General features: G+C 55.8%; 12 protein-coding genes. 6 read left to right on the top strand and 6 right to left on the bottom strand.

Annotation, left to right across the window (positions count from 1 at the left end):
• Window positions 1-85: 85 nt before the first annotated feature.
• The 3 genes from LPB19_RS12830 to LPB19_RS12820 are packed head-to-tail and all read left to right on the top strand — an operon-like array spanning window position 86 to window position 3,491.
• A complete protein-coding gene (locus LPB19_RS12830) occupies window positions 86-874 on the top strand; it encodes an MOSC domain-containing protein (protein ID WP_206643295.1) in 789 nt (262 codons plus the stop codon).
• A 14-nt stretch (window positions 875-888) separates the two neighbouring features.
• Entirely contained in the window at window positions 889-2,826 is a 1,938-nt protein-coding gene (locus tag LPB19_RS12825) for an ATP-binding cassette domain-containing protein (protein ID WP_206643294.1), read from the top strand.
• Window positions 2,823-3,491 (top strand): DUF6901 family protein, encoded by a 669-nt coding sequence (locus tag LPB19_RS12820; RefSeq protein ID WP_206643293.1) that lies wholly within the window; start codon window positions 2,823-2,825, stop codon window positions 3,489-3,491. The genes LPB19_RS12825 and LPB19_RS12820 overlap by 4 nt, the downstream gene beginning before the upstream one ends.
• A 59-nt stretch (window positions 3,492-3,550) precedes the next feature.
• On the opposite strand, the gene LPB19_RS12815 is transcribed toward LPB19_RS12820, so the two are convergent.
• Window positions 3,551-3,988, bottom strand: coding sequence for a universal stress protein (locus LPB19_RS12815; RefSeq protein WP_206643292.1), 438 nt, complete (start codon window positions 3,986-3,988; stop codon window positions 3,551-3,553).
• 147 nt (window positions 3,989-4,135) lie between these two features.
• Complete coding sequence (locus LPB19_RS12810) at window positions 4,136-4,954, bottom strand: hypothetical protein (RefSeq protein ID WP_206643291.1); 819 nt, start codon at window positions 4,952-4,954, stop codon at window positions 4,136-4,138.
• Between the two features lie 467 nt (window positions 4,955-5,421).
• Between LPB19_RS12810 and fadB the strand changes: the two genes are divergently transcribed.
• From fadB to topA, 3 genes are all read left to right on the top strand, one after another.
• A complete protein-coding gene (gene fadB / locus LPB19_RS12805) occupies window positions 5,422-7,569 on the top strand; it encodes a fatty acid oxidation complex subunit alpha FadB (protein WP_206643290.1) in 2,148 nt (715 codons plus the stop codon).
• A 33-nt stretch (window positions 7,570-7,602) separates the two neighbouring features.
• Window positions 7,603-8,778: an acetyl-CoA C-acyltransferase FadA gene (fadA, locus tag LPB19_RS12800; RefSeq protein ID WP_206643289.1), complete on the top strand. Its 1,176-nt coding sequence runs from the start codon at window positions 7,603-7,605 to the stop codon at window positions 8,776-8,778.
• 249 nt (window positions 8,779-9,027) lie between these two features.
• Window positions 9,028-11,661 carry a type I DNA topoisomerase gene (gene topA / locus LPB19_RS12795; protein ID WP_206643288.1) on the top strand — a complete coding sequence of 878 codons (2,634 nt, stop codon included), beginning with the start codon at window positions 9,028-9,030 and terminating at the stop codon, window positions 11,659-11,661.
• A gap of 80 nt (window positions 11,662-11,741) precedes the next feature.
• Here the strand turns inward: topA and LPB19_RS12790 are convergent, their stop codons facing one another.
• The 4 genes from LPB19_RS12790 to LPB19_RS12775 form a co-directional block, all read right to left on the bottom strand.
• Window positions 11,742-12,155 carry a globin family protein gene (locus LPB19_RS12790; RefSeq protein ID WP_206643287.1) on the bottom strand — a complete coding sequence of 138 codons (414 nt, stop codon included), beginning with the start codon at window positions 12,153-12,155 and terminating at the stop codon, window positions 11,742-11,744.
• Window positions 12,156-12,182: 27 nt separating this feature from the next.
• Complete coding sequence (locus tag LPB19_RS12785) at window positions 12,183-12,767, bottom strand: Tll0287-like domain-containing protein (protein ID WP_206643286.1); 585 nt, start codon at window positions 12,765-12,767, stop codon at window positions 12,183-12,185.
• Between the two features lie 18 nt (window positions 12,768-12,785).
• Complete coding sequence (locus LPB19_RS12780) at window positions 12,786-14,072, bottom strand: cytochrome c3 family protein (RefSeq protein WP_228289112.1); 1,287 nt, start codon at window positions 14,070-14,072, stop codon at window positions 12,786-12,788.
• 65 nt (window positions 14,073-14,137) lie between these two features.
• On the bottom strand, window positions 14,138-16,096 hold the full coding sequence (locus tag LPB19_RS12775) for an FAD-dependent oxidoreductase (RefSeq protein WP_206643284.1): 1,959 nt from the start codon (window positions 16,094-16,096) through the stop codon (window positions 14,138-14,140).
• Window positions 16,097-16,190 lie beyond the last annotated feature (94 nt).

The raw sequence follows: 16,190 nt of genomic DNA, 5'->3' as shown, positions 1-16,190 counted from the left end.
TTTTTGTGCCGAATAAACCGATGCAGGTCTCAGGGGTCGGATATAATCAGCCTCGTAAAATTTCTCCGGATCGGAAGCGTGTCCCATGAATGTGCAAGCCCTCTGGATCTATCCCGTTAAATCCCTTGCCGGAATCGAGGTTGAGGCGTTTGAGCTTGACGAGTTCGGCCCGAGAGGCGATCGACGGTGGATGCTTGTTGATGACGCCGGATGTTTCGTTTCTCAGCGGGATCACCCGGAACTGGCTCGTATAACAACCGCGCTGGAAGGGCGAGAGGTCGTTGTCGATATCCCTCACCAGGGTGCGTTCAGGCTGGAAGCAATGGGCGAGTCAGTGGCCGTTGAGGTGTGGGGCGACAGCGTCAGTGCAGTGATGGGTGGCGAGCCAGCTAACAACGCTGTGAGTAAATTCTGCAACCGTTCTCTTCGCTTCGTGTTTATGCCCGCTGAGTCATTTCGTCAGATCGATCCTGACTACGTGTCAGAGCATCGCCGAGTTGGCTTTGCGGACGGATACCCGCTTCTGATTGCCAATCAGGCATCTCTCGACGAGTTGAATGATCGTCTGGGTGCCCCGGCAGAGATTCGTCAGTTCCGCCCCAATGTGGTCGTCAGCGGTGCCGAACCCTGGGCCGAGGATAATTGGCGGAGGGTATCTATTGGCACAACAGAGTTTCGTTTGGTCAAACCCTGCAGTCGTTGCGTAATGACCACCGTTGATCCGGACGCAGGGGTAAAGGCGGCTGATGGTCAGCCATTGAAAACCCTGGCCGGGTATCGCCGTAAAGCGGACGGGGTGATATTCGGCATGAATGCGATACATCTGTCTCACGGATTGGTTCGTGTCGGTGATGCAGTCTCGGTAACTAATTAAGGAGAGAGGCGCCTGTGCCCTTGTTAACGCTGGAATCGATTTCGCTGGCATACGGGATGCACCCGCTCCTGGACGGTGCAAACCTCACGATGGAAGCGGGTGAGCGGGTCTGTTTGCTTGGTCGCAATGGTGAGGGGAAATCGACCCTGCTGAAGATCGTCAGTGGTGATGTGGTGCCGGACGGTGGCCAGGTTCGCCTGGACGACGGCGCTGCGCTGGCGGTTCTGCCGCAAAATTTGCCGTCGGAAGACACGCGAACAGCCTATGACGTTGTTGCTGGCGCTTTCCCGGAAACCGGTGAACTGCTGGCCGAGTTCCATCGGCTGTCCCAGCAGGCTGACGAGGCCAGCCTTGATCGTTTGATGAAGGTTCAGGAGCGCCTGGAAGCGCTTGATGGCTGGCGGCTTGATCAGCGGGTTACAACGATTCTGGCGCAGTACGGCATCGAACCCGACCGGACGCTCAACACCCTCTCAGGAGGATGGCAGCGAAGAGTGCTTCTGGCCCGGGCGCTGGTATCAGAGCCGGATATTCTTTTGTTAGATGAGCCTACCAACCATCTGGATGTTCCCGCGATTGCCTGGCTGGAAGACGCGCTGAGTCAATTCCGGGGTGCCATTCTGTTCGTAAGCCACGATCGTGCATTTATTCGTCGCATGGCCACCCGCGTTGTTGAACTGGATCGGGGGCAGTTGATCAGCTTTGCCGAGACTTATGATCGGTATCTGGAGCTGAAAGCGAAGGCGCTGGAGGAGGAAGAGCGCCAGAACGCGCTGTTTGATAAACGGCTGAAGCAGGAAGAGGCCTGGATTCGGCAGGGTATTAAAGCCCGTCGCACGCGGAACATGGGGCGAGTTCGGGCGCTGCGGGCCATGCGTGACGAACGTCGTCAGCGCCGGGAGCGCACTGGCAACGCAAGTTTTGCGGTTGAGGATGCGGCCCGGTCCGGCAATCTGGTGGTCGAAACCCGCGACGCTGGATTTGGTTGGTCTCCAGGCAGCGAGATTATTCGTCATCTGGATCTCACCGTGCGACGCGGCGATAAAATTGGCCTGGTGGGTGAAAATGGTACCGGTAAAACTACGTTGGTTCGCTTGATGCTTGGTGGGCTCGAACCGACCGAAGGTAACGTCCGATTGGGTACCAACCTGGAAGTGGCTTACTTTGATCAGCTTCGGGGAGAGCTGGATCTGACCCGCAACGCCCTCGATAACCTCTCAGAAGGGCGCGAGTTTATTGACATCAATGGCCGCAGCAAGCACGTCCTTGGCTATTTGCAGGAGTTTCTCTTTACGCCAGAAAGGGCACGGTCCCCGGTGAGCGTGTTCTCCGGCGGAGAGCGTGCGCGGTTGCTGCTCGCGAAACTGTTTAGCAAACCGGCCAACGTTCTGGTTCTGGATGAGCCCACCAATGATCTGGATGTGGAGACGCTCGAATTGCTGGAAGAGCAGTTGGCGGAGTTTAAAGGAACCGTCATCGTCATCAGTCACGATCGTGAATTCCTGGACAATGTGGTCACCGAAACGCTGTTTCTGGATGGTTCCGGTAGCGTTCGGTCGTTTGTGGGTGGATACAGTGACTGGCGTCATCAGGGTGGGGTGTTTCCCTCCGAGCGGACCGGCAATCGACCAGACCGCCAGGATTCTCGGAAGGGTGCTGGTGGCCCAGTTCAGAAGTCTGAGGTCAAGGCTGAGTCTGAGGCGAAGCGCACAAAAGCGACGTCTGGAAAACTTAGTTACAAACTGAAACTAGAGCTTGAGCAATTGCCCGCCAAAATTGAGGCATTGGAACAGGAAATCGCGACATTGGAGCGTACAATCGCCAAGTCTGATTTCTATTCAGGGCCGCCCGATCAGGTGTCGGCTACTCTGGATGATCTGACTGAAAAGCAGTCTCAGCTGGAAACAGTGATTGAACGGTGGGTGGAGCTCGAGGAGCAGAAAAATCAATGAATGTAGCGTACAGCTTTGAGTTTCAGGATGGGCGAACGGTCGAGTTCAAGGTGTCGGACCAGCCCGAGGTGCCGGCGGGTAAGCAGCCTTCCTGGGCGAAGCTGGAACATTGCCAGTGTTCCAATTGCCCGCTGAAACCGGGAGATGCGGCGTATTGTCCTGCAGCCACCCAGATCCAGCCCGTGGTTGAGGCCTTTCAGTCCGACAGCGCATACGAGAAGGTTGAGGTCCGGGTAACCGACGACCGTCGCAGTTATTCCAAACATACTGCCCTGGAGGAAGCCCTTCGCTCCCTTCTGGGATTGAAAATGGCCACCAGTGGTTGCCCTGTCCTGGGTGAGTTGAAGCCGATGGCGATTCATCACCTGCCGTTCGCGAGCTCGGATGAGTTTATCGCGCGCAGTGTTTCTCACTACCTCCTGCAGCAATATTTCGCCAAGCGCAATCATCGGGAACCTGATTGGGAACTGCGGGGGCTGGTTGAGCGCAATCAGCGGTTGCAGTTGGTAAATCAGGCACTTTGGCAGCGAATTCATTCGGTGTGTAAGGGCGACAGCAACCTGAAGGCTCTGCTGAACTTTTTCTCCATGGCGTCGAGTGTGAGTTTTTCACTCGAAACTCAGTTGAGAAAGCTGGAAGGCAAGCTGGAAGGGGAGCCTGCATAACGATCAGCGCGAGCGCCACGAAAAAAGCCGGAGCCTCTGAGGGTGCTCCGGCTTTTTTGTCAGTCCTGCTGGATCCTTACGGCGAGTACATCGCACTCGCTTCCGTGCAGGACACCGTTCGCTGTGGAGCCCAGCAACAGTTGAAAGCCTTTTCGCCCGTGGCTGCCAACGATGACCAGATCGCCATTCATTTCCTTCGCCAGTCGGTGAATTTCGGATTCGGGCCGGCCAACCGTCACGATTTGCTGGTCCTTGCTGATGCCGTATTGGTCCCCGTACGCCGCTAGCTGTTCGTGAGCAGCCTTATCAAGCTGGTCCTGCAGTTCGGTGAGGTCCATGGGGATGTCGCCGCCGTAGGCGTAGCCCACAGGCTCAACGACATGAATCAGGGTCAGTTGTGCGCCGTGGGTCTGGGCGAGCGACTTGGCTTTCTCAAGAACCTGCGGGGCTTCTTCTGTCAGATCGATGGCTACCAGAATGTTTTTGTAGGTGGTCATCGCATCACTCCTTCGTGTACGTGGATAGGCTCAGGGTCGTGAACCAGTCTAATCCTGCAAGTGTAGCGGGAAACTGATGCGGATCAATAAAGGAAGGGGAAAATGCGAAGCCTGACGGGCAATTAGACCCGCCAGGCGTGAAGGCGATCAGGCGTTTTTCTGGAGCAGATCAATCGTTGTGGTAAGGCCTTCGATGATGCCTTTTGAGTAACGATCGATAATGAAGCTGACGTTGCGCTCGTTGAAATTGATGTAGGAACCGCGAATAAACTCCCACTTGGACGATACGGTCTCAATGGTGCTTTTCACGTCACCTTCGGTGTTTCCGCGGCTGACAGCGGACAGCAACTGATCAAATTCGCGGGCCTGCTCATCCAGAGGCTTTTCTGTTTCCGCGCCCTGAAACAGTTGATAGACAGACGAGTTGGAGCGAGCCGAGTACTTGGCCATCATTTGGGCCATCATCACAGACGCGGAACGGGCCGCCTCGACACGCGGATTGGTTTCCGTCTGTGTGCTTTCCTGCGCAATGGCGTACAATTCGGTGGCGATCTCGTTCATCGTTAACGCCTGGTTGGCCATATCTGACACCAGTCGAAGGTCCGGGTAGCCGGTCTTTCGCACATCGTTCACGTTACTGCGCATGAGATCTTTAAAGCTGTCGAACTCCTGATTCAAAGACTCGATCTGCTCTTTCGACAGGATGCCGCTGGTGCTTTCGATAACTGAGTTCATGGCGTCATTGGCTGCATTGATGCCGGCGACAATTTCATTGAGCGTCTCGTTGTCAGCGCTGGCGCTGAATCGGTAGTAGGCGTCCATCGCCATATAGTTGTTGATGCGGAAATCGTGAAGATTGGAGAGGAAGTTGCCGGACGCTTCCTGGGCACGGACACTCATCGAGGTGAGGGCGAGCAGGATAAGCGCAACAACCAGGGAGCGGACCTGGAGGCGAGAGTCTTTCATCGGATATGTCTCCGTAATACGGTTTTATTATTGTGAATCACAGCTCATTGCTTGAACTTAAAGTAACTTTGGCGGCCAATCAAGCGGTTTTGCCCGCCCGGAGTCCTTCAATAGTCAACAAGTATAAAATGAACCCGGATTGTGCGGACTTTATCGGGCGCGGGCCTGTCAGACGTGTTCGAGTACGGCTTGTGCGGGCCTGTCCGGGGAGTGCGTCGAATTGAATCAATCAGCGATTGAGGCGCATGAGTACATCCTCGAATTCCCAATTCCGCTGAAGAAACAAATTGACAAATGCCCGAATTTTTTTCATCGTGTGCCGTCACGATTCAAACGACTGTATGAATTTTGAGTCGGATAATCAGGCAGTGACGGTAGTTTCGCTGCACAGACACCCCTTGGTTGCGACCTGGAACCGCAGTCAGGGAAGCTGGAAGCAGTTCCAAACACAGACTGGAGATCAGTTGATGATTTACGAAGGTAAAGCCATCACGGTTAAAGAGATCGAAGGCGGGATCGCTCAGTTGAACTTTGACTTGCAGGGCGAGTCAGTGAACAAGTTCAACCGTCTCACTATTGAAGAGCTCGGCGCCGCGACTGACGCACTGAAAGCACAAAAGAATCTGAAGGGTCTGGTTGTAACCAGCTCCAAGGATAGCTTTATTGTTGGTGCTGACATTACTGAATTTACGGATTTGTTTGCCGGTTCCGAAGAGGACCTGGTCGCAAACAACCTGCGAGCTAACGAGGTTTTCAACGCGGTTGAAGACCTGCCATTCCCAACCGTGACTGCCATCAACGGCATCGCGCTGGGTGGCGGCTTTGAAATGTGCCTGGCGACCGACTACCGGGTCATGGACAAAAAGGCCAAGGTTGGTCTGCCAGAAGTTAAACTGGGTATCTTCCCGGGCTTCGGCGGTACCGTGCGCCTGTCTCGCCTGGTCGGCGTTGATAACGCGGTTGAGTGGATTTGTGGCGGCACTGAGAACCGTGCTGACGCCGCCCTGAAGGTCGGTGCGGTTGATGCCGTGGTTGAGTCCGACAAGCTGGTTGACGCGGCTATCGCGATTATCAATCAGTGCAACGAAGGCAAGCTCGACAATCAAGCTCGTCGTGAAGAGAAGAAGGGCAAGATCAAACTGAATGCCATGGAAAGCATGATGGCGTTCGAGATCTCCAAGGCGTTTGTTGGTGGCAAGGCTGGCAAGAACTACCCGGCTCCTGTTGAAGCCATCAAGGTGATGCAGAAGCACGCCAGCATGACCCGCGACAAGGCAATCGAAGTTGAAGCCAAAGGCTTCGCCAAGATGGCCAAGACCAATGTTGCGGCTTGCCTGGTAGGCCTGTTCCTGAACGATCAGGCGCTGAAAAAGAAGGCGTCTGCGTGGGAGAAAGAAGCTGCCAAGGTTGATCTGGCTGCCGTACTCGGTGCCGGTATCATGGGCGGCGGTGTGGCTTATCAGTCTGCACTGAAGGGCACCCCGATCATCATGAAGGACATCAACCAGGACGGCATCAAGCTGGGTCTGGATGAGGCCAAGAAGCTGCTGGCCAAGCGCGTGTCCAAGGGTAAGATGGACGCCAACAAGATGGCGGACGTGCTTAACAGCATCACGCCGACTTTGAACTACGGTGATTTCAAAAACGTAGATCTGGTTGTTGAAGCGGTTGTTGAGAACCCGAAGGTGAAAGACGCGGTTCTGCGTGAAACCGAAGATGCGGTGCGTGAAGACGCCATCCTGACTTCCAACACCTCCACGATTTCCATCAATCTGCTGGCGAAGAACCTGAAGCGCCCGGAAAACTTCTGCGGTATGCATTTCTTCAACCCGGTACACATGATGCCGCTGGTTGAGGTTATTCGTGGCGAGAAGACTTCCGATCGTGCGATTGCCACGACCGTGGCTTATGCCAAGGCGATGGGCAAGACTCCGATCGTGGTTAACGACTGCCCGGGCTTCCTGGTTAACCGCGTTCTGTTCCCGTACTTCGGCGGCTTTGCCGGCCTGGTTCGTGACGGTGCGGACTTCCAGAAGATCGATAAGGTGATGGAGAAGTTTGGCTGGCCGATGGGCCCGGCGTACCTGCTCGACGTAGTGGGCATGGATACCGCCAAGCACGCCAACGAAGTAATGGCTGAAGGCTTCCCGGACCGCATGAAGGACGAGAACAAGTCCGCGATCGACGTGATGTTCGAGAACAAGCGTTACGGTCAGAAGAACAACGTTGGTTTCTACAAGTACGAAACCGACAAGCGCGGCAAGCCGAAGAAGGTTGTCGACGAAGAAACCTACAAGCTGATTGAGCCTGTGGTTCAGGGTAAGAAGGACTTCGAGGAAGAAGACATCATCGCTCGTATGATGATTCCTCTGTGTCTGGAAACCGTACGCTGCCTGGAAGACGGCATTGTTGAAGATCCTGCCGATGCGGATATGGGTCTGATCTACGGCATCGGATTCCCTCCGTTCCGTGGTGGCGCCCTGCGTTACATCGACGACATGGGTGTCGACAAGTTCGTCGAGCTGGCAGACAAGTATGCAGATCTGGGTCCTCTGTACCACCCGACCGAGAAGCTGCGTGAAATGGCCAAGACTGGCAAAAAGTTTTTTGGCTAACCCTGAACGAGATTTCCGAACGGAGAAAGATCTATGAGCCTTAATCCGAGAGACGTTGTCGTCGTCGATTGCGTGCGGACTCCGATGGGTCGTGCCAAGAATGGTTGCTTCCGTAATGTGCGTGCAGAGACTCTGTCCGCCGCTCTTATCGATGCACTGTTCGAGCGCAACCCTGAGCTCAACCCGAAAGAAGTAGAAGACGTCATCTGGGGCTGTGTAAACCAGACCAAAGAGCAGGGCTTCAACGTGGCGCGGCAGATTTCCCTGCTGACCAAGATCCCTCATGAGTCTGCAGCACAGACCGTCAACCGTCTGTGTGGTTCCGCCATGACTGCTATCCACACTGCCGCCCAGGCCATCATGACCGGTAACGGTGATGTGTTCATGGTTGGTGGTGTAGAGCACATGGGCCACGTACCGATGACTGAAGGCTTCGACCACAACCCGGCTGCGTCCAAATACTCTGCCAAAGCGTCCAACATGATGGGCCTGACCGCAGAAATGCTGGCGAAAATGCATGGCATCACCCGTCAGCAGCAGGACGAGTTCGGCGCGCGGTCTCACCGCAAGGCCCACGAAGCAACCGTCGAAGGCCGCTTCAAGAACGAAATCGTACCTATCGAGGGTCATGACGAGAACGGCTTCAAGACTCTGATTGAGCAGGACGAGACCATTCGTCCCGAGACAACCGCTGAGTCCTTGGGCCAGCTGCGTCCGGCGTTTGATCCGAAGAACGGTACGGTGACTGCCGGCACGTCCTCACAGCTGACTGACGGCGCTGCCGCGATGCTGCTGATGTCTGCGGAGCGCGCTGAAGCTCTCGGTCTGAAGCCGATCGCCAAGATCCGCTCCATGGCAGTAGCTGGCTGTGATCCCGCGATCATGGGCTACGGCCCGGTTCCGGCGACCAAGAAAGCGCTCAAGCGTGCAGGCCTGAAAGTCGAAGATATCGACTTCTGGGAACTGAACGAAGCGTTTGCTGGTCAGTCTCTGCCGGTCCTGAAAGACCTGAAACTGCTGGACGTTATGGAAGAGAAAGTGAATCTGAACGGCGGCGCGATTGCCTTGGGCCATCCGCTGGGCTGTTCTGGTGCACGTATCTCCACAACCCTGCTGAACGTCATGCGTGACAAGGGCGGTAAGCTTGGTGTTTCCACCATGTGTATCGGCCTTGGGCAGGGCATCGCCACCGTTTGGGAATTGGTCTAAATTTCTCGATGGTATCTGTGATGCGTCACAGCAAGGCCCGGCTTTATGCCGGGCCTTCTTTATTTAGGAATCCCGAAAAAAAGCCGATCGTAAGTGAAAGAATGGGTTGTCTTGCTATTCTTGACCCTGTAAAACAGTGAGCCTATATGAGTTGGCAAGCTGTTTGTTTTCTAGCCGATTGATTTTTCAACGAGTTTACGGTCTGCTGATTTTCTGACTGTTTTTTCGCCAAGGATACATATCTCTGCTATGGGTAAAAGTCTCGTAATTGTCGAGTCACCAGCGAAAGCGAAGACCATCAACAAGTACCTGGGCTCAGATTTCATTGTTAAGTCGAGTGTGGGCCATATTCGGGATCTTCCTGTCAGTGGCGGTGGTTCCCAGACAGACCCCAAGGAACGAGCCCGGCAAGCTGCGCTGACCCGAAAAATGAGCCCCGAAGAAAAAGCGGCCCATAAAAAGCGTAAGGCCCGAGAGCAGCTGGTGGCCCGCATGGGTGTGGACCCTGATCAGGATTGGTCGGCGCGTTACGAGATTCTTCCCGGCAAGGAAAAAGTCGTCAGTGAGCTCAAGCGTCTGGCCAAATCCGCCGAGCACGTCTACCTCGCGACGGATTTGGACCGCGAGGGGGAAGCCATCGCGTGGCACCTGCAACAAACGATCGGTGGTGAACCTGACAAGTACCGGCGGGTGGTGTTCAACGAAATTACCAAGCGCGCAATCAAGGAAGCCTTCAAGGATCCCGGAACCGTTGATGTGAACCGGGTGAATGCGCAGCAGGCCCGTCGATTCCTCGACCGGGTGGTTGGTTACATGGTTTCGCCGCTACTCTGGGCAAAAATAGCCCGAGGCCTGTCTGCCGGCCGGGTACAGTCGGTGGCGGTACGCTTGATTGTAGAGCGCGAAAAAGAGATCCGGAAATTCGTCCCGGAAGAATTCTGGCAGATGCATGCTGACTTGGCGCCCGGGCAAGGAAACCGGCCGGTCCGCTTTGAAGTCACCAAGTACGCCGATAAAACCTACCGACCGGTCAACGAAGCCGAGAGCAAAGAACATCTGGAGCGGCTCAAGGCTGGGGCGTTCAGGGTTGCCAAGCGAGAAGACAAGCCGACGCGCTCCCGTCCATCGGCACCGTTTATCACCTCGACGTTGCAGCAGGCCGCCAGTAACCGTATGGGCTTCAGCGTCAAGAAGACGATGATGCTGGCACAACGGCTTTACGAAGCGGGTTTCATCACTTACATGCGTACTGATTCGACCAATCTGAGTCAGGATGCGGTGGCAGGCTGCCGGGAATATATCAAAGATCAGTTCGGTGACCGTTATCTGCCGGAAAAGCCCCGGGTCTATGGCAGCAAAGAAGGAGCTCAGGAAGCTCACGAAGCTATTCGTCCGACCGATGTCAGCCGGCGCTCCTCCGATATCAGTGGTCTTGAAAAGGACGCTGAGAAGCTCTACGAGCTGATCTGGCGACAGTTCGTTGCCTGCCAGATGGCCGATGCTGAGTTTCTCAGTACATCCATCATGGTGGCTAACGGCGAATACGAACTCCGTACCCGCGGCCGGATCATCAAGTTTGATGGTTTCCTGAAGGCTGCTCCGCAGGCCAAGAAAGAAGAAGACGTCGCGCTTCCGGACATTCGGGTGGATGAGGTTCTTGGCCTCGAAAAGCTGGACCCGAGCCAGCATTTCACCAAACCCGCGCCACGCTATACGGAAGCGAGCCTGGTCAAGGAGCTGGAGAAGCAGGGTATTGGTCGGCCGTCGACCTATGCGTCTATTATCTCGACCATTCAGGACCGCGGTTATGTCCGGCTAGAGAGTCGGCGCTTCTATGCTGAAAAGATGGGCGAGATCGTCAACGAGCGCTTGTCGGAATCCTTCCCGAACCTCATGGATTACGACTTCACGGCACGCATGGAAGACGAGCTGGATGAGATTGCTGAGGGCGATGTGGACTGGAAGAAAGTCCTGAACGACTTCTACGGCAAATTCCGTTCCCAGCTGGAAACCGCGGAAAGCTCGGATGAAGGCAGTATGCGGGCCAACACCCCCACCGAAACGGATATTCCGTGTCCAAGCTGCGGCCGCAACATGCAGATTCGCGTCGCCAGCACCGGTGTGTTCCTGGGATGTTCCGGGTATGCGTTACCGCCAAAAGAACGCTGCAAGACCACCATCAACCTGGTGTCGGGCGACGAGGTGGTCGGAGCCGACGACGATGTAGAGGGCGAGGGTGAAACTCGCCTGCTGCGCATGAAGCGTCGGTGCCCGAAATGCGGAACCGCCATGGATAGCTATCTGGTGGACGAGGGCCGCAAGTTACATATTTGCGGTAATAACCCGGACTGCTCCGGTTACGAGGTGGAGAAGGGTACGTTCCGGATCAAAGGCTACGACGGCCCCACGCTTGAGTGTGATAAGTGTGGGTCCGAGATGCAGCTCAAGACGGGGCGCTTTGGTAAATACTTCGGTTGCACCAACGACGATTGCAAGAATACGCGCAAACTGCTCAAAAATGGCGAGCCCGCACCGCCTAAGATGGACCCGGTGCCAATGCCCGAACTGCAGTGTCAGAAGGTTGACGATACCTATGTGCTCAGGGATGGTGCTTCCGGCCTATTCCTGGCGGCGAGCAAGTTTCCCAAGAACCGGGAAACCCGTCCGCCACTGGTAAAGGAAATTCTGCCGCACAAGAACGAAGTTGATCCGAAGTACGCCTTCCTTTTCGAGGCGCCTGCAGCGGATCCTGAGGGTAATCCAACGGTGATTCGTTACAGTCGGAAGATGAAAGAGCAGTATGTGATGTCCGAAAAGGATGGCAAGGCCACCGGCTGGACGGCTCATTATCGCGACGGCAAGTGGGTGCCGAAAAGCAAATGATCGAGGCATCGCACAGACGTTGAGTAAAAAAGGGGCAGAGATCTGCCCCTTTTTCTCGATATGATCTCCAGTTTTCGATCTTACGCCGGTGCTTTGGTGGCGTCTTTCATAGTGGTTGCCAGCACCGTGTAGGTTTCAGTCCAGGCAGCTTTGCAATCTGGCGTGAAGTTTTCACCAAGCCCTTGTTCCAGGGTCCAGAGCAGCGCACCGCCTACCGTGTCGTAGTCGGAGTCCTTGACGCCGTAACCGGCGTGTCGCACACCAAGCTGTTGTACTGCCGGCACGATCTCATCAAGCCGCCCCAGGCTGTTGACGGCCATACCGATCATTTTCATTAACTTCTGGCCCTGTTCTTTCATGTCGCCTTTGAACAGGGGCTTCAGTTCCGGGTCCATTTCAAACAGCTTGCTGTAAAACATCGCCGCTGCCTGATCCGCGATAGGAACTACCTTGGCAAAGGAATCCTGAACGAGGGTGATTTGTTGTGCATTCATGGTATTGCCTCGCTGATGGGCTTTGAGTTAGCTCTTTGGCAGGGGAAGGCGAATGACCACGCCGCCCATGACTTCGCCGATCTCGAAGTCGCTTCTGGGGGAATCCTTGTGGTCGTTATGACAGGACGTGCACGCCGGGGACACCGCTACGTCCGGGTAAACCGCGGTAAAGTAGGTCGTATCTCCGAGCGTTTCCTCCCCATAGAAATTCTGGCCGGGGTTGTCGGCAATAAACTGCAAGCCTTCTTGTTCTACTTCCGTTTTCGGGGCATTTTGCTTGTTGACCGGCCACAGCGACTGCAGTGAGTAGCTGAACGCATCGGTTACGTCCGCTACACCTTCTGCGCCATAGCGGAACATTTGGGCCGGGAGCGGGGCAGAGCCCTCCATGTCTTCCCAGTGCTCATTGGGCTTGATGGCGTCTGCGCCATTCGGCCCGAGACGTTGAACGATGAGCTTGGTGTAGTTGGCTCGGTCCGAGTTCATGACGGCAAACAGGGAGTCGGTGAATATCTTGGGTTCAATGCCGGTCTGCGGAGGCTCTTCCGAGCCTCCGCAACCGGCGAGCAGTGCAGTGGCAACTAAGGCGCTGGTGGTGATTCCTTTTTTCATGGTCTCTCTCCATCGTTTTTACGGGGTGGTAGTGCTTGGTTCAATCCGATCCAGTGCCATGTCGATGCTTGGTATGTGGGTTGGCGGCAGGCCTGTGAAATTGGACTGAATAAGAGCCTCGGATGCCAGAGCATCGAGGGAGAAACCCAAACCATGGCAATGCATGCAAGTGGTTCGGATCATTTTTTCGTTCGGGCGCAAGGTGTTGTTCTGATTGTGATCCACTCGAACAGTGGTGGTGCTGAACTGCTTGGTCTCGGTTCGTGGCAAATGACAGGTGGCGCAGCTGACGGCCTCCTCTCTGGCGACCTTCCCATCAAGAAAACGTTTCCAGGTCTGATGATGCGGTGACTGCTTGAACGCCAGGGAGTGGTTGTCGTTATGGCAGCCCAGGCAAGCCTCCACCGCCGCCGTCACGGTGTTTTGTTCGTGGGGGGCGTGGCAGCTGTTACACGTGAGTTGCCGGTGAGCCGCATCATTCTTCATGGGAAGTCGGGCCTCGCCCGGAGTCATGGGCGGCAGGCCCTGAGACAGGCGCATTCCATGCCGTCCAGATATAAAGCCTTGGGATTCTGCTTCGTGGCAGCGGGCGCAGGTATCCGTGCCGGGATGCTCAATCCAGTCGGTCTGCGGCTCCGGCTGGTGGCAATTTTCGCACCCCACATCTGACGCGCCATGGGCGCTACCGGCCCACTCGTCGTGAGCGCTCTGCCAGGCTTGTTGGTCGTCAAAAGCGTTGCTGGCAGGATCGTAGGGGGCCCAGGATAGGCCCGACACTTCCATCAGCGCTTCCATGCTGCTTACCGGAAGCTTTCCGGCGACGATGAGCGCTGGTTCATCGGCGTGTTCGAGCAGGAAATCTTCGTATAAGGCCTGATTGTCGTGGTAATTGTGGCAGCCGGCTGATGCGCAGGTTTCAAAGCCCATGCCCTCGTGACTGGGGCGGTCCGCTGCGATCTCCTGGTGACAGTGGACGCAGAAATCCTCGGGCTGAGTGACGCCCATGGCCAGAGTTATTTCTGGCGTATGCTCGCTGTGGCAACTGACACAATAGCGGGCGTCGATCTGTGCAAGGCGGTCGGCATTTCGCGGATCGGTGAACTTGCTTTTGGGGTGGCTATCGCGGACCGCGTCAAGCTCGGCACCGTGGCAATCGATACAGGCCTGTTGGATGGCTTGCTGATCTGCGAACGATTCGGTGTGGCAGGTGCTGCATTCCAGCTCGATCTGGAAGTGGCCGGCCGTGGTCTGCCCGGGAAGGAAGTGGGGTTTCTGGTCTTTTGCGAACAGTTCGTATCCGAGCACGCTCGATAACACGATGCTTGAGCTAAGCCAGAGGAGCCAAATCGTTTTCTTTCCCATACTGCGCCTTAGAAGTAGTACACCGAGACAATGTGAAACCCAAGCAACACCGGAAGTGGCCACGCCAGGAAGAGGTGTAGGCTGGCCAGGCGTCGCTTCCAAGATTTGAACGCGAGGCTTTGAATACGCGGCTCAAGCGCAACCATGATAGAGGTCACTCCACCAAGGGTGATCAAAGCGATGGCGCAGCTAAGCAGGGCGAAATTGAGGTTGGTGCTCTGCTGGAGGCCGGTATGGACGAGCAGGACGGAGGCCATTAAAAGGGTCAGCAAGAGGTGGGCGTTGCGGGCCAGTTTGAATCGCTTTAAGAGCCCCTGAGGTCCTCGCTTGGCAAGGCTGACTACCATGCCGAGCGCTATCAGGCTCAAAAGGGTATAGCCGGTCCATTGCCTCGCCACGTTGCTCGTCCAGAGTTTGGGCCACGCCGGCTCCAGCACGCTTTGTTGGATTGGGAATGGCGGCACCAGGTAAAAAAGCAGGGCGTAAGCCAGAGCAATTAGCCCGGCAATGAGAGGGAAGCTGCTGATCGGCTTGGCTTCAACCGGAGAGGCTGCCACTCTGGCCACCAGGGGCTCGCAGCTCCCACAAACCTGAGCCGCACCCGAGGCCTCACACAGTTGTCGGGTAGTCATCCCTTCTTGCATGTGGCCGCGAATCTCACCGGCGGTCAGGCGACGGCAGTTACACAGGATCGCACTGTCGGGCAATATCTGATCATCCGTGTACAGCCGGCCGTCCCGGACAAATCGCCGGCGTTGCCACGGGTACACTGGCAACTGTTTGCTGATCGCCTCCTGCAACCTGTGAAATTCCGGCCATTCTCCGGTTCCGGCAGCGCCGACAAGCTTGCCCCGATACAACGTAATAGCCCTAGAGTGCTGATCGGAGGCGTGTCTGAGCGTACAGTCAATCAGCGCAGGGCCGTATTCGCTCACCGTGCCGGCACTGTTGACCGGGATATCGGAGACCTTGAGTGAACTGGCAAGCGCAGAACCCTGATAACACACGTTGGCGCCGCTCAGTCTGCTGGCAAGTACGGCGGCTTGTTCAAGGCCCGGTGATACCAATCCGTAGATTTCGCCCCTGTGTTCAGAGCATTCGCCAATGGCGTAGACATCAGGAGCGGAGGTCTGCAGTTGATCATTTATCTGAATGCCCTGCCCAACAACAATCCCGGCATGTCGCGCCAGCTCGATGTTGGGGCGGATGCCCGTGGAGAAGATCACAGTGTCGCAATCAAGGATTTCGCCGCCTCGTAGACGAACTTGCTCCACACGGTCGTGACCCAGGATGTCGGTGATGGTTGAATTCAGCAGGACCTTCAGGCCTTTGTCTTCCAGTTCATGGCGAAGCCTGTCACCGCTTTGTGGTTCAAGTTGTCGGTTCATCAGGAAAGGGGCGTGGTGAATCACGGTCACTTTCGTGCCGTACCGCAGCATGCCCCTTGCCGCCTCAATCCCCAGAAGTCCTCCACCCAGAACCACGCAATGTCGACTGCGAAAATGCCGTGAGCGCAATCGTTCCACATCGTTGATGCTGCGGAAGGTAAAAACGCCAGAAAGTTTACGGCCCGGTATACCGGGCACGTGGGGCCGGGAGCCCAGAGCAAGAACCAGGGCGCCATAGGGATAGCTCAATCCCTGTTGGTCTGTGACGGTACGCAAGTCAGTCTGAATGGACACGATCGCGTTTCCAGACTGAAAATTGACGTTCGAAAAGTCCCCGAGTGACGCAAGCAGGGAATCGGCAGTGACTTTGCCCTGTAAGAGGTTGGATAGTGCTACCCGGTCATAGGGTTGGCTTTGTTCCCTGCCGAACTGGATGATGGGCCGATCGACCCCGAGCCGCTTTAGCTCTTTTAACAGATGAACGCCAGCAGGACCGTTGCCAACAATGATGATTGGCTCATCTGGGAGCGACTGAGCGGGGGCGTACAGCGCCTGCTGTGCAGGAAATTTTGTGCCCATGCGTTTGCGTACTCGTCCTTTGAAAACAAAAAAGGGTCCACTCCGGAAACCGGACTGGACCCTTTTGTCCTTGATACGTTGTCGAGATTGCGAG

The sequence above is a fragment of the Marinobacter salinisoli genome, from assembly GCF_017301335.1.
Classification (GTDB): domain Bacteria; phylum Pseudomonadota; class Gammaproteobacteria; order Pseudomonadales; family Oleiphilaceae; genus Marinobacter; species Marinobacter salinisoli.
Note: the sequence above shows the minus strand (reverse complement) of the source record. Positions and strands in the feature narration are given on the sequence as shown.